Source organism: Nonomuraea muscovyensis, from assembly GCF_014207745.1.
Taxonomy (GTDB): Bacteria; Actinomycetota; Actinomycetes; order Streptosporangiales; family Streptosporangiaceae; genus Nonomuraea; species Nonomuraea muscovyensis.
Window position 1 is genome coordinate 1,250,364 of the sequence record NZ_JACHJB010000001.1, and the last position, 13,729, is coordinate 1,264,092.

Here is a 13,729-nt window from a genome sequence, read left to right on the forward strand (position 1 = left end):
GTTCTCGGGCAATGCCGTCGGGCGCCGGGTGCAGCGGCGCCGGGATCCGGCGGGGTGGCGGGCTAGCGACGGCGGCAGATCATGAGCTCGGTGGTGGGGCTTTCGCGCAGGGCGCGGACCAGACGCCGCTCCAGCGGGTAGAGCAGCGCTCCGGCCAGCCAGCCGGTGACCTCCGTGAGCGTGACGGCGCGCAGGAGGCCGCCCCAGAGCTTGCGCCAGACCGGGTGGGCGTCGACCTGCGCGTTCATCAGCACGAGCATGGGGACGCGGCGCACCACGTCGAAGCCGGCCTCGTCGAGGGCCGCGGTGATCCATGGGAGGGTGTGGTTGACCTGGTGGTCGCCGCGCTGCTCCGGCCGGTGCAGGAAGTTCTCCGACAGCACGAAGACGCCGCCCGGTCGGACCGCCTCGCCGATCGAACGCAGGGCCGCCCGGTAGCGGGAGTCGTCGGTGATGTGGAAGAGCATGTCCATGGCGGAGACCACGTCGAACGACGCGGGATCGAGGGCTCCGCGGGGGTCGGCGATGTCGAGCTGGAGGAAGTGGGCGCTCGGGAAGCGGTCGCGCAGACGGCGCACTGCCGCCTCGGTGAGGTCGCAACCGAGGATCGACTTGGCGCCGAGCTCCTGCCAGCGGCGGACGTAGAAGCCGGTGCCGGAGCCGACGTCGAGGACCCGGGCGTCGCGCAGGTCGAGGCCGAGCGTGGCTACCTCGCGGCGGAAGCCCTCGGCGCGCACGCGGTACATCCAGATGTTGAACGCGCGGCCGAGCTGCTTGTATCCGACACCGCTCTCGGTCCAGTCGGACTGGAGGCGGCTTTCCCAGAACTCCTTGAGCTGCGTGTGTTCCTTCATCGCACCGACCCTTGCAGGCGGGTGACTCGGCGTCAATCGACCTGTCCGGGGCCGGTGCGGGAAAGTCGGCTCACGCGTGTGGCACGGGGGTGCCTCCAGGCGCACCGCTCTGGCCGGTGAGGCAGCGGAGCCTGTGAGGCAGTGAGACCGGTGAGGCGGCGGAGCCGGTGAGGCAGTGAGACCGGTGAGGCGGCGGAGCCGGTGAGGCAGTGAGACCGGTGAGGCGGCGGAGCCGGTGAGGCAGTGAGACCGGTGAGGCCTTCGTCGGGGTGGCGACATGCGAGCCGGCGGGCGAACCCGGCGCGCCACCCCCGGCGGGCGGGGGCGGCGCGGTGGGCCGGCGCGCTGCCCCAGCGCGCCGCATGGTGTGCGGGTCCGGGTGCGAGCTCCGGCGCCCCGGATGCGTGCGGGCCCAAGCGCACGGGCCCAGGTGCACGAACCCAGGTGCGTGGGCCCAGGTGCACGGGCCCAGGTGCGTGGGCCCAGGTGCGTGGTCAGGCTGTCGCGGCCACGATGCGGTCGGCGGCCTCAGCGAGCGGGATCTCCGACTTCTCGCCCGTGACCCGGTCACGCAGCTCGACCACGCCCTGGGACAGGCCGCGGCCCACCACGACGATGGTCGGCAGGCCCAGCAGCTCGGCGTCCTTGAACTTGACCCCGGGCGAGACCCCGGCCCGGTCGTCCACGAGGACGCGCACGCCGCGGGACTCCAGCTCGGCGCCGAGCTCCAGTGCGGCCTCCACCTGGTTTTCCTTGCCGGTGCCGACGATGTGGACGTCGGCGGGGGCGACCTCGCGCGGCCACACCAGGCCGAGCTGGTCGTGGCGCTGCTCGGCGATGACGGCGACGGCGCGGGAGACGCCGACGCCGTAGGAGCCCATGGTGATGCGGATGGGCTTGCCGTCGGGGCCGAGGGCGTCGAGGCCGGCGGCATCGGCGTACTTGCGGCCGAGCTGGAAGATGTGGCCGATCTCGATGCCGCGGTCGATCGACAGCGGGGCGGCACAGCGGGGGCAGGGGTCGCCGGTGCGCACCTCGGCGGCCTCGATGGTGCCGTCGGGGACGAAGTCGCGGCCCGCCACGACGTGAGCGGCGTGCTTGCCGGGCTCGTTGGCGCCGGTGACCCAGGAGCTGCCCGTGACGACGCGGGGGTCGACGAGGTAGCGGATGCCGAGGTCGCCCAGCACCTGCGGGCCGATGTAGCCGCGCACCAGGCCGGGGTGCTTGGCGAAGTCCTCGGCCTCGAAGATGGCGGGCTCGCCGGGGGCCAGGGACGCCTCCAGGCGCTTGAAGTCGACCTCACGGTCGCCCGGCACGCCGATCACCAGTGTCTCGACCTTGTCGGAACCGGGGGTGGAGACCTTGACGACGACGTTCTTCAGCGTGTCGGCGGCGGTGATGGACAGGCCGTGGTGCTCGTTGACGTAGGAGACCAGCGTGTCGATCGTCGGGGTGTCGGGGGTGTCGAGGACGCGCACCGCCTCCTGGCCCTCCAGCTCGCGCGCGGGGGGCGGCGTCGTGGTGACGGCCTCGGCGTTGGCGGCGTAGCCGCACGAGTGGCAGGCGACGAAGGTGTCCTCGCCGGTGGGGGTCGGCGCCAGGAACTCCTCGGAGGCCGAGCCGCCCATCGCGCCCGACGTGGCGAACACGATCTTGTAGGTGATGCCGAGCCGGTCGAAGGTGCGGATGTAGGTCTCGCGGTGCTGCTCGTAGGAGCGCTTGAGACCGTCGTCGTCGAGGTCGAAGGAGTAGGAGTCCTTCATGAGGAACTCGCGCCCGCGCAGGATGCCGGCCCGGGGCCTGGCCTCGTCGCGGTATTTGGTCTGGATCTGGTAGAGCGTGACCGGATAGTCCTTGTAGGAGCTGTATTCGCCCTTGACCATGTCGGTGAAGAGCTCCTCATGGGTGGGCCCGAGGAGGTAGTCGGCGCCCTTGCGGTCCTTCAGGCGGAACAGGGTGTCGCCGTATTCGGTCCAGCGGCCGGTCGCCTCGTAGTATTCGCGGGGCAGCAGGGCCGGGAAGAGGACCTCCTGGCCGCCCATGCGGTCCATCTCCTGGCGGACGATGCGCGCGACGTTCTCGAGCACCATCTTGCCGAGGGGCAGCCACGAGTAGATGCCGGGCGCCACCCGTCGGACGTAGCCGGCGCGGACGAGGAGCTTGTGGCTCGGCACTTCCGCGTCTGCCGGGTCGTCCCGCAGGGTGCGAAGAAACAACGACGACATGCGCAGCAACACGGCTACTCCTTGCTCGGGCCTTGATGTGGAGGGTTACAGGCTATCGAGTCGGGAGGGCGGGGCGCGCTGGGTTAACGGTCTCCTGTGGACAAAGGCCCCGGCCGGCGCCCTCCTGTGGACGAAGCCTCTCTGGAGAGCGCGCCCGGCGGGCCAGGCGGGCTCGGCCAAACGGGCTCAGTCGTACAGACTCGGTCGACCGGGTTCAGTCAAGCGGACTCGGCCGCACAGGCTCGGTCGACCGGGCTCAGTCAAGCGGGCTCAGTAAGGCAGGGTCGGTCGACCAGGCTCGGTCAGGCGGGCTCGGTCAAGCGGGCTCGGTCCGGGGGAGACGTCAGGGGTCGAGCGGGAACGACAGGCCCAGGGAGCCCGCCAGGACGGCCGCGAACAGGGTGGCGAGCACGACCGTCACCGCGAGCGCGCACATCCGGGAGCCGGTTGACCTGCGCAGGGCGAGCACCAGTCCGACGGACAGGCTGCCGATCACCAGGGCGGGACCGGGCCAGAACGCCTCCTCGGTCTCGATGAAGCCTGGTGTGGCCCGGTCGACCACGTCGGCGAGCAGCACGCCTCCCACGACGCCCGCCGAGATGTCGCCCCAGTGGTCCTCCCTGCGGGTCACGTACGCGAGCAGGCCGAGGCCGACGAGCACGGCGAGCATCCAGTTGAGCCCGGCCGCGCCGCCGTCCATGACGTCGAAGGTGAACCGCCCGCGCAGCGCGCTCGCGCCCATGGCGGACACCAGCGAGGTGACGGCGGCCAGGAACGTGGCGAGCAGCGCCCAGCCCAGCCCCGAGGCGGTCACTCCGACGAGGAGGGCGAGGACGAAGTAGGCGTAGGGGTCGTAGACCCGGTCGAGCCAGGCGGGACCGAAGCCGGACAGGAGCATGCCGGCGAGCCCGACGACCAGTCCCCCGAGGAAGGCCACGAGCACATGACGTTCGATGGAGCGCTGCCGCCGGTCGTACTCGGCGAAGTCCGCGTAGTCGATCGTTCTCTCGTCCATTTTCATCCCAGGTCTTTTCCTCCCCCTACCTACGGAGAGCAATGACCAGATGGACGCCATGTAACCGTACAAAAAGGACAAGTCTGCACCAGTGTATGACTATCAAGCAATCGCTTGGTAGGCTATCGGCGTGACGGTCACCGACGAGCTGCGCGACGTGGTCCGCTCCTTCCTGTCCGGCCGTCCCGGCGCGCCGTGGGCCGCGTTCGCCGGCGAGCTGGGCGTCGCCGGGCTGGCCGTGCCCGAGGAGTACGGCGGCGCGGGATGCGGAGCGCGGGAGGTGGCCGCGGTCGCCGAGGAGCTCGGCCGGACGCTGTCGCCGCATCCGTTCCTGCAGACGGCCGTCCTCGCCGTGGAGGCGCTCAGGGCCGGGGGCGACGAGGCGGCCATGGCACGGCTGCTGCCCGCCCTGGCCTCCGGGGAGGTGACGGCCACCGTGCTGCTGCCGGGCGAGGCGGAGCTGCGCCTGCGGGACGGCCTGCTCACGGGTTCGGCGCCGTACGCGCTGGAGGGCGAGCTGGTGCTCGCGTACGCCGGCGGACTGCTGGTGGAGGCGGCGCCCACGCGGCGGGTGCCGTACCGGACGATGGACGAGAGCCGGCCGCTGGCCGGGCTGAGCTTCGACCGGGTCCCGGTCCGGCCGGCGGGCAGCGGCGCGGCGTGGGAGCGGGTGCGCGACCTCGGGATCGCCGCCCTGGCGGCGGAGCAGGTCGGCGGCGCTGCGCGCTGCCTGGAGATGGCGACCGGCCACGCCAGGAGTCGCCACCAGTTCGGCCGGCCGATCGGGTCCTTCCAGGCGATCAAGCACAAGCTGGCCGACCTGCTGCTGCTCGTGGAGTCGGCCCACTCGGCGGCGCTCGCCGCGGCGGAGCCGGGCGACGAACTGGCGACCTACGCCGCGATCGCGGGCTCCTACTGCTCCGAGGCGTACCTGGCGGCGGCGGGCGAGAACATCCAGGTCCACGGCGGGATCGGAGTGACCTGGGAGCACCCCGCGCACCGCTACTTCAAGCGGGCGACCTCCGACGCGCAGCTCTTCGGGCCGCCGCGGGCCCATCGCGTGCGACTGGAGGCACGCGTCCTCTGACCGCGCTCAGCCGCCGAGCAGGGTCTCCCACGGGTGGCGGGTGTTGGTGCGGCGGGTGGTGTCGAGCGCCTCGGCCAGGCGCCAGAAGGAGTCGGGCCGCTGGCGCACGCGGGCCCTGCCCATGGGGTCGATGGCGCGCAGTTCGACGCGCACGCCCATCACCTCCAGCACGGCGCAGGCGTCGTTGCCGGGCGCGGCCGCCGTGACGAGGCCGGCCTCCTCCAGGTGCTCCCGCAGCAGGGCCGCCACCTCGGAGGCGAAGGGACCGTCGCGCCATTCGAGGTGCCAGCTGTCGTAGCCGCGCCACCAGGTGAGGTCGCGGCACGACTCGATGAAGTCCGCCTCGCCGGACAGCACGGCCATCACCCGGCCCAGGGCCTCGTAGCGGCGGGCGGCCTCGACCGAGAGGTCGTCGTCCCGGGTTCGCGGGACCGGGGCGTCTCGGGACGGCCGTAGCGCGTGCTTTCGCCTCACGAGCATCCACTTTGATCGCGACGGCGCCCTTCCCGCAAGTGGTGGCGGCTGATACGCTCTACCAAGCGAGCGCTTGGTTTACTACTTTCGCCGGAGGCGCGATGACGTCCCTACGGATCAGCCTGGGATACGAACTGGAGGTCCGCGGGCGGACCCGCGAGGTGGAGCAGCAGGCGTTCCAGAACGTGATCGACCAGGTCGTGCTGGGCGATCGGCTGGGTTTCGACACCGCGTGGTTCGTGGAGCACCACTTCACCCGCGGCTTCTCCCACTCCTCCGCACCCGACCTGGTGCTCGCGGCCGCCTCCCAGCGGACCGAACGCATCCACCTGGGGCTCGGCGTGGTGCTGCTGCCGTTCCAGTCGCCGATCCGCACCGCCGAGCGGGTCGCCACGCTGGACGTGATCAGCGGCGGCCGGGTGGAGTTCGGCACCGGGCGGGGCGCATCACCGCTGGAGTACCAGGCGTTCCAGCGGCCGTTCGAGAAGTCGCGGCAGATCTGGGAGGACTCGCTGGAGGCGACGCTGGCCATCTGGCAGGCCGACGGCGAGCCGGTCAGCCGCTCGAACGAGTTCTTCGAGATCCCCGACGTGGCCGTCTACCCCCGCCCGGCGCAACGGCCGCACCCGCCCGTGTGGGTGGCGTCCACCTCGCTGGAGGGCTACCTCGCGGCGGCCCGGCACGGCTACAACCTGCTCGGCATGACGATGCTCAAGGGCATCGACGACGTGGCGTCCGACATCGCCCGCTACCGTCAGGCGCTGGCCGAGGCCGGCTTCGATCCGGCCACCCGGCGGGTGGCGCTGATGATCCCGTGGTTCGTCGCGCCCACCCGGGAGGAGGCCACCGCGACGGCCGCCGACGCCGTCCTGTGGTACATCCGCCGCCAGGTCAACCTGGTCACCCCGCCCGACTACTACGACGCCCGGCACGCCACCCACCGGGTGCTGGGCCAGCTCGCGGCCGGCATGCCGCCGGAGGAGGCGATGGCGACGCTGCGCGAGCACCTGATGGTCGTGGTGGACGACGTGGCGGGCTCGCGCAAGGCGCTGGCCCGCATCGCGGAGGCGGGGGCCACGGACCTGATCCTGCAGTGCCAGGTGGGCGGGCTGGCGCACCAGCGGGTGTGCGCGTCGATGGAGCTGTTCATGGCCGAGGTCGCGGCGTGAGCGGCCCTGCCGGCGGGTGGGGCGGGCGCTGGCTCACCCGGGACGACCTCGGCGCCGCCGCGGGCTCGGCCACCGGACTGCTGGCGGTCTCCGCCGACGCCTCATGCGCCTTCCCGCTCGCCCCGGCCGACCGGGCCGCCGCGGAGGAGCTGACCGCTGCCGCGCTGCGGACGGCGGGCGTGGGCGGTCGCGACCGGGTGGTCGTGGCGCTGGCCGAGCCGGCTGGCGCGCTGTGGGCCTCGGCCGCCGCCGGCGTCGCCGCGGCCGCCGCGTCGGTGGGCCCGCGCGGCCGGATGCGCCTGCACCACGCGCTGACCACCCTGCGGGCCACGACCCTGGTCGCGACGCCGACCGGGGCGATGGACTTCCTGGCCCGGCTGCACCTGGAGTTCCTGCTGGACCCGCTGGACCTGGGGTTGCGGCACATCGTGCTGACCGGCGAGATCGCCTCGCAGCGGACGCCGGCCCACCTGTCGGGCGAGTTCGAGGCGGCCGTGCACGAGGTGTACGCCAGCCCGTTCAGCGGCGCGGCGCTGGCCTGGCGCGCGTCGCAGGACGACCCGCTCACGCCGCTGGCGGACGGCCTGCTGGGGCTGGCGGCCCTGGACAAGGACGGGCCGGCCGGCGCGGGCGGCCCGGCCGAGCTGGTGATCACGCCGTCCGGGCACGCGACGCTCGGCGACGCCGTCCTGCGCACCGGTCAGGTGGCGCGCACCGGGAAGAGCGTGGACGCCCTGCCGGCGCCCGCCCACACCGTCGGCGAGCACGTGCTGGTGCGCGGCGTGTGGCTGTCGCTGCCCCGGCTCGACAGGACGCTGGCCAAGATCGACGGGGTGTCCCGCTGGGAGCTGACGGTGGCCAGGCAGGGGACGCTCGACTCGGCCGTGCTGACGGTCACGTTCAACCGCGACAGCCTCGTCTCGAACCCCATGTGGCGCTCCCGCATCCAGCAGGCGCTGCGGGCGCTGACCCCGATCACGATCGGCCTGGAGATCGCGCCGGAGGCCGCCGAGGCGCCCGCGCCGGGGACGCTGAACGATCTGCGCGGCCACCACCTCGGCCGCGACCGGGCGCTCGTCACCTGACGGGGGGCCTGTCCCGCTCCCGGCACGACACAGCGCGTCCCAGCACGATCCAGCACGACGCAGCACGACGCAGCGCGACCCAGCACGACGGAGGAGGCGTGAGAGCCGTGGACCCGGTGCCGGACTGGGGGACGCTCCCCCGCATGCTGCTCGACCAGGCCGCACGGCACCCCGAGGCGGTCGTGATCGACGACGACGGCGCCCGCACGACCCTGCGCGACCTGCTGGCCGCCGCCAGACGGACGGCGGCCGGGCTCGTCGCGCTGGGCGTCGCCCCCGGCGACCGGGTGGCGATCTGGGGCGTGAACGACCCGACATGGGTGGTCCGCGCCTTCGGCGTCTGGCTCGCCGGCGGCATCGTGGTGCCGCTGTCGGCCCGCTGCAAGGGTCTTGAGGCCGCCGGCGTGCTCGGCAGGACCGGTGTGGAGGTGCTGCTCACCGGCGACGGGCCGCCGGACGCCGTGCTCGCGGACCTGCTGCCGCCGGTGCCGGGGCTGCGCCACGTGGTCGTCCCCGGCCACGTCGGCTCCGGCGGCCCGCGCCTGGCAGCCTCGGAGCTCCTGGCGGCGGGGGCGGCGGCCGCCGGAGCCGTCGAGGAGCGGGCCCTCGCCGTACGGCCGGACGACCTGTGCGAGATCATGTCCACCTCCGGCACCACCGGCACGCCCAAGGGCGTCATGCTGGACCACGCCCAGGTGCTGCGCGGCTACTGGGACTGGGCCGAGATCGTCACCCTCGGCGAGGGCGACCGCTATCCGGTCATCGCGCCGTTCAGCCACGGGTTCGGGCTGAACGCCGGGCTCGTCGCCTGCGTGCTGCGGCGGGCCACCATGCTGCCCGTCCGGGTGTTCTCGCCCGGCACGCTGATGGCGCTCGTCTCCGCCGGCGGGGCGAGCGTGCTGGCCGGGCCGCCCACGCTGTTCCACCGGCTGCTGGAGGAGCTGGACCGGGGCGCGCCGGAGGTGACCTCGCTGCGCGTGGCCATCTGCGGCGCCGCCGCCGTGCCGCCGTCGCTGATCACCAGGCTGGTGGAACGGGTCGGCCTGGAACGGATGATCAATGCGTACGGCCTGATGGAGGGCACGGTCGTCGCCATGACCAGGGCCGGCGACCCCGTCGAGGTGGTGGCCGCCACGGCCGGCAGGCCGGTGCCGGGCATCGAGGTGCGGATCGTGGACGACGACGGCAAGGACGTGCCGGCCGGGGAGCGGGGCGAGATCCTGCAGCGCGGCTACGGGGTGATGCGCGGCTACTGGGACGAACCCGGCAGGACGGCCGAGGTCGTCGACGAGGACGGGTGGCTGCACACGGGCGACGTCGGCGTTCTCGACGAGGCCGGGAACCTCGCCGTCGTGGACCGCAAGAAGGACCTGTACATCGTCAACGGCTTCAACGTCTCCCCCGCCGAGGTGGAGGCCCTGCTGCTGCGCGAGGGCTCGCTCGCCCAGGTCGCGGTCGTGGGGGTGCCCGACGCGGTCTCCGGCGAGGCCGGGTGGGCGTACGTGGTGCCGGGGGAAGGGGCGAGCGTGGCCGTGCCGGGGCTGCTGGCCTGGGCGAGGGCCAACATGTCCGGCTTCAAGGTGCCCAAGCGCGTCGTGGTGGTGGACGCGCTGCCCGTGAACGCCAACGGCAAGGTCGACAAGCCGGCTCTGCGCGCCGCCGCGATGGGCGAGACATAAGCCGTCCCGCAGGGAAGAATCATCTCGAAGCGGCAATCACGAGGCCTGGAGGCGACGTGGGTCTGCGCGTGGCGGTGATCGGGTCGGGTCCTGCCGGGATCTACACGGCCGAGGCTCTGGTCAAGCAGTCGCCCGAGCCGGTCGAGGTGGACGTGCTCGAACGCCTGCCCACCCCGTACGGGCTGGTCAGATACGGTGTGGCGCCCGACCACACGTCGATCAAGTCCATCGCCAACTACCTGCGCCGCGTGCTGGAGCTGCCCCAGGTGCGCTTCCTCGGCGGCGTCACGCTCGGCGAGCACGTGTCGGCCGCTGAGCTGCTGGGCGCCTACGACGCCGTCGTCTACGCCACGGGCGCGATGGTGGACCGCAGGCTCGGCATCCCCGGCGAGGACCTGCCGGGCAGCGTGGCGGCGACCGACTTCGTCAACTGGTACTGCGGCCACCCCGACGTGGAGCCGTCCCGGTTCGTGCTCGACAGCCCCGAGGTCGCGGTCATCGGGGTCGGCAACGTGGCCGTCGACGTGGTGCGGGTGCTGGCCAAGACGGCCGAGGAGCTGAGCGCCACCGACGTGCCGCACGACGTGCTCGAACGGCTCGGCCAGAGCCAGGTCAAGGCCATCCACATGATCGGCCGCCGGGGGCCGCAGCACGCCAAGTTCACCCTGAAGGAACTGCGTGAGCTGGGCGAGCTGGCCAACGCCGACGTCTGCGTGCGCCCGGAGGAGGCCGTCGTGCTCGGCGGCGACTATCCGCGGCAGGTGCGCGGCAACCTGGACGTGCTGCGGTCGTGGGCGCAGCGCGCCCCGTCCGGCCGGCCGCGCCGCCTGGACGTGCGCTTCTGGCTGCGCCCGGTGGAGATCATCGGCGCCGAGCGGGTGGAGGGCCTGCGCCTCGAACGCACCCGCCTGACCCCCGAGGGGCGCGTGGCCGGCACCGGCGAGTTCGAGACGCTGCCGGTCGGGATGGTGCTGCGATCGGTGGGCTACCAGAGCGTTCCGCTGCCGGGCGTGCCGTTCTCGCGGGAGACGATGACGGTGCCGAACGAGGCGGGCCGGGTGCGCGAGCGCGAGTACGTCGCCGGCTGGCTCAAGCGCGGGCCCACCGGCGTGATCGGCACCAACAAGTCCGACGCGGCGGAGACGGTCCGCACGCTGCTGTCCGACCTCGCCGGCCGGGAGCCGGCCCGGCACGCGGACCTCGACGAGCTGCTGGCCCGGCGCGGGGTGCGGCCGGTGACCTACGACGACTGGCTGGCGATCGAGGCGGCCGAGGCGGAGCTGGCCAGGTCGCTGGGCCGGGGCGAACGGGTCAAGCTGACCGGCCTGGAGGCCATGCTGCGCGCCTGCCGTCCCCGCCCCTAGGGTGGCCCCATGCGTGTGACCGTGGGGGACGTTCCGCCTGCCGGGTTCGAGGAGGCGTACCGGGCGCAGCGGGCGCGCTGGCCCGGCGGGGCCGCGGCCTGGCAGCCGGTGCACACCGTGTACGTGCCCGCCGACCGGTTCTCCGCCGCCACCGTCGCCGACTGGGGCGGTGAGGCGCTGGCCCTGGCCGAGGCGCACCTGGCCGGTCCCGACGAGGTGGCCGAGGTCTTCGGCCTCACGGGAGGGGTCGCGGGAGGGGTCGCGCAAGGAGTCACGGAGGAGCTCGCGCCGGGCGTGCGCGAACGGGTGCTGCGCAAGCTCGCCCGCGAGCCCGTCGAGGACCTGCGGATCGACTTCGAGGACGGCTACGGCGTGCGGTCCGCCGCCGAGGAGGACGCGCACGTGGAGGCGGCGGCGGAGGCGGTGGCCGCGATGCGGGCCGCCGGGACGCTGCCGCGGCGGTGGGGGCCGCGGGTCAAGTCGTTCGCCGACGGCGACGCGGGGCGGGCGGTGCGGACGCTCGACGGGTTCGTCACGGAGGTGGTGGCGCGGGCCGGCGAGCTGCCGCCGGGCTTCGTGGTGACGTTCCCGAAGGTGCTGATGGCCGGCTACCTGGGGCAGTTCGCGGCGGTCCTCGACCGGCTGGAGGCGCGGCTCGGCGTGGCGGGGCTGCGGTTCGAGATGCAGGTGGAGGCGCCGCAGACGCTGGGGTTCCTGCGCGGCGACCTGGCGGAGTCGCTCGGCGGGCGGCTGTCGGCCGCGCACTTCGGGGTGTTCGACTACACGGCGGCGATCGGGCTGCCGCCGCACGAGCAGCGGCTCGACCATCCGGCCTGCGACCACGCCCGGCACGTGATGCAGGTGGCGTTCGCGGGCACCGGTGTGGAGCTGTCGGACGGGTCGCTGGCCGCGTCGCCGGCCTCCGGCTCGGCCGCCGACGTGCGGGCCCTGTGGGCCCGGCACGCGGAGCTGGTCAGGCACTCGCTGCGGCACGGCTTCCACCAGGGGTGGGACATGCACCCGTCGCACCTGGTGAGCCGCTTCGCCACCGTCTACGCCTTCCACCTGGCCACCTACGACGGCTACCGCGACCGGGTGCGGGCGTGGGAGGAGCGGCGGGCGGCCGGGGGCGGCGTCATGGACGAGCCGGCCACGGTCAGGACCCTGGCGGCCGCGCTGCGCCGCGCCGACGCCGCCTTGGGCTGACGTCCGCCGGTCGTCAATCGCGGTCGACGAGGGTGCGCCAGCGGCGGACGAGGCCCCAGTCGACCGGCTCCGACCAGCTCGTACGGACGGCCGAGCCGACGTGGAAGGCCCGGACCCCGTAGTCGAGCAGGGCGGGCACGTACTGCGGCAGGAGCCCGCCGCCCGCCAGGATGATCGACGCGTCCCCGGCCTCGGCGCGGGTCTTGAGCACGGGCAGGCCGTCGCCGACGCCGGTGGGCGCGCCCGCGGTGAGGACGGTGGCCAGGTTGGGCAGCAGGCGCACGGCGCGCCAGGCCGCCTGGACGTCGCCCGCGTGGTCGACGGCCCGGTGGAACGTCCACGGCAGCGGCGACACGGCGTGGATGAGCGCCTCGGTGGCGGCCAGGTCGACCGTGCCGGCCCCGTCGAGGAACCCGAAGACGAACCCCGCCGCCCCGGCCTGCGCGAGCGCCTTCGCCTCGCGGCTCAGCCGGTCGAGCACGGCGGCGTCGGCGGTGAACGAGACGTCGATGCGGAGCATCACCATCTGCGGCAGCGGGCACTCGGCGGCGATCGCGGCGACCGTTTCCGGCGTGGGGGACAGCCCGTCGGCCGCCATGTCGGTGACGACCTCCAGGCGGTCGGCGCCGCCCTGTTCGGCGGCCACGGCGTCGCGCACGTCCAGCGCGATCACCTCAAGGAGGGAACCGGTCATAGAGAGAGGTTATAGGGTGCTCTGCCCGGTTCCGCTGCGATAGGCCCCAAAAGTCCGTGCGGCCCGAGTCGCACGTGCGCGACGGCCACCCTGGCGCACGGGTACGCACCAGGACGGTCCTGCCTTCAGCGCCGGGGGCCACCACGCCATCGAGCAGCAGGACGTCCTCGAGCGGCACCCCCTGGAGGGCTGCGTCAGGCGCCGATGAGGGCGGGGACGGTGAGGTCGCGGAAGGCGGTGACGAGGGTGTCGTCGGCGGGGCGCTCGAAGAGGGCGCCGGAGGCGCGGTGCGGGAGGTCGACCGTGCGGACGTGCCGGAAACCGCGGCGGCGGTAGTAGGCCTGCAGGCCCCGGTTGTCCTTGGCGCAGTCGAGGCGGAGCCACGGGCGGCCGGTGGCGTAGGCGGTGCCGCCCGCCCAGTCGAGCAGGGCGTCCCCCAGACCGTGACCGGCCCAGGGGCGGGCGACGGCGAGCTTGTGGACGTACAGGGCGGCGTCGGGACTGTCGCCGGGGGTCCAGAACTCGGGGTCGGCGTGGCCGTCGATGGCGATGGTCGCGATGGGCCGGCGCCAGTTCGCGGCGTCCACGTCGGGGTCGAGGTGGGCGAGCTCGTCGTCGAGCAGGTAGAGCACGCGCTCCTCGATGAGCGGCTCGATGCGCTCGGGGCCGAAGCCGCCCCGGGGCCACTGGCGGACGCCCCGGCCGTGCAGCCATTCGGCGGCCTCGGCGAGGAGGGTGAGGACGCCCGGCAGGTCGGCGGGCTCGGCGCGGCGGAGTGCGAGCGGGTGGAGGAGGGTGTCGAGGTGCATGGTGTCGCCCTTTCGGTGCGGTGAGTGTCCGAGCGATCACAGAACGTGATCTCGCTGCGGCGCGTCGG

At 73.7% G+C, this 13,729-nt stretch carries 12 protein-coding genes; 6 read left to right on the forward strand and 6 right to left on the reverse strand.

Annotated features, from left to right (window positions below; translation table 11 throughout):
• Positions 1-62: 62 nt before the first annotated feature.
• The 3 genes from FHU36_RS05910 to FHU36_RS05920 form a co-directional block, all read right to left on the reverse strand.
• Complete coding sequence (locus FHU36_RS05910; protein ID WP_185082774.1) at positions 63-854, reverse strand: class I SAM-dependent methyltransferase; 792 nt, start codon at positions 852-854, stop codon at positions 63-65.
• 494 nt (positions 855-1,348) lie between these two features.
• Positions 1,349-3,091 carry a proline--tRNA ligase gene (locus FHU36_RS05915; protein ID WP_185082775.1) on the reverse strand — a complete coding sequence of 581 codons (1,743 nt, stop codon included), beginning with the start codon at positions 3,089-3,091 and terminating at the stop codon, positions 1,349-1,351.
• Between the two features lie 331 nt (positions 3,092-3,422).
• The gene (locus tag FHU36_RS05920) at positions 3,423-4,094 is read right to left on the reverse strand and encodes a hypothetical protein (protein ID WP_185082776.1); all 672 of its coding nucleotides are present in this window, start codon (positions 4,092-4,094) and stop codon (positions 3,423-3,425) included.
• 130 nt (positions 4,095-4,224) lie between these two features.
• On the opposite strand from FHU36_RS05920, the gene FHU36_RS05925 reads away from it, so the two are divergent.
• Positions 4,225-5,181 (forward strand): acyl-CoA dehydrogenase family protein, encoded by a 957-nt coding sequence (locus FHU36_RS05925; RefSeq protein ID WP_185082777.1) that lies wholly within the window; start codon positions 4,225-4,227, stop codon positions 5,179-5,181.
• 6 nt (positions 5,182-5,187) lie between these two features.
• Here the strand turns inward: FHU36_RS05925 and FHU36_RS05930 are convergent, their stop codons facing one another.
• Positions 5,188-5,661, reverse strand: coding sequence for a hypothetical protein (locus FHU36_RS05930; protein WP_185082778.1), 474 nt, complete (start codon positions 5,659-5,661; stop codon positions 5,188-5,190).
• 95 nt (positions 5,662-5,756) lie between these two features.
• On the opposite strand from FHU36_RS05930, the gene FHU36_RS05935 reads away from it, so the two are divergent.
• The 5 genes from FHU36_RS05935 to FHU36_RS05955 all read left to right on the forward strand — a co-directional run bounded on the left by FHU36_RS05935 (position 5,757) and on the right by FHU36_RS05955 (position 12,158).
• The gene (locus FHU36_RS05935) at positions 5,757-6,824 is read left to right on the forward strand and encodes an LLM class flavin-dependent oxidoreductase (protein ID WP_185082779.1); all 1,068 of its coding nucleotides are present in this window, start codon (positions 5,757-5,759) and stop codon (positions 6,822-6,824) included.
• A complete protein-coding gene (locus FHU36_RS05940) occupies positions 6,821-7,909 on the forward strand; it encodes a hypothetical protein (protein WP_185082780.1) in 1,089 nt (362 codons plus the stop codon). Before FHU36_RS05935 ends, FHU36_RS05940 begins: the two co-directional genes overlap by 4 nt.
• A gap of 98 nt (positions 7,910-8,007) precedes the next feature.
• A complete protein-coding gene (locus FHU36_RS05945) occupies positions 8,008-9,588 on the forward strand; it encodes an AMP-binding protein (protein ID WP_312891449.1) in 1,581 nt (526 codons plus the stop codon).
• Positions 9,589-9,644: 56 nt separating this feature from the next.
• Positions 9,645-10,952 (forward strand): FAD-dependent oxidoreductase, encoded by a 1,308-nt coding sequence (locus FHU36_RS05950; protein WP_185082781.1) that lies wholly within the window; start codon positions 9,645-9,647, stop codon positions 10,950-10,952.
• 9 nt (positions 10,953-10,961) lie between these two features.
• The gene (locus tag FHU36_RS05955; RefSeq protein ID WP_185082782.1) at positions 10,962-12,158 is read left to right on the forward strand and encodes a DUF6986 family protein; all 1,197 of its coding nucleotides are present in this window, start codon (positions 10,962-10,964) and stop codon (positions 12,156-12,158) included.
• A gap of 13 nt (positions 12,159-12,171) precedes the next feature.
• On the opposite strand, the gene FHU36_RS05960 is transcribed toward FHU36_RS05955, so the two are convergent.
• Positions 12,172-12,852, reverse strand: coding sequence for a copper homeostasis protein CutC (locus FHU36_RS05960; protein WP_185082783.1), 681 nt, complete (start codon positions 12,850-12,852; stop codon positions 12,172-12,174).
• Positions 12,853-13,046: 194 nt separating this feature from the next.
• Entirely contained in the window at positions 13,047-13,661 is a 615-nt protein-coding gene (locus FHU36_RS05965; protein ID WP_185082784.1) for a GNAT family N-acetyltransferase, read from the reverse strand.
• Positions 13,662-13,729: the final 68 nt, after the last annotated feature.

Bases quoted from the DNA above. Each gene is read 5' to 3' on its own strand.
- FHU36_RS05920 (WP_185082776.1), bottom strand. From the start codon at position 4,094: ATGGACGAGAGAACGATCGACTACGCGGACTTCGCCGAGTACGACCGG.
- FHU36_RS05930 (WP_185082778.1), bottom strand. From the start codon at position 5,661: ATGCTCGTGAGGCGAAAGCACGCGCTACGGCCGTCCCGAGACGCCCCG.
- FHU36_RS05935 (WP_185082779.1), top strand. From the start codon at position 5,757: ATGACGTCCCTACGGATCAGCCTGGGATACGAACTGGAGGTCCGCGGG.
- FHU36_RS05910 (WP_185082774.1), bottom strand. From the start codon at position 854: ATGAAGGAACACACGCAGCTCAAGGAGTTCTGGGAAAGCCGCCTCCAG.
- FHU36_RS05960 (WP_185082783.1), bottom strand. From the start codon at position 12,852: ATGACCGGTTCCCTCCTTGAGGTGATCGCGCTGGACGTGCGCGACGCC.
- FHU36_RS05965 (WP_185082784.1), bottom strand. From the start codon at position 13,661: ATGCACCTCGACACCCTCCTCCACCCGCTCGCACTCCGCCGCGCCGAG.
- FHU36_RS05955 (WP_185082782.1), top strand. From the start codon at position 10,962: ATGCGTGTGACCGTGGGGGACGTTCCGCCTGCCGGGTTCGAGGAGGCG.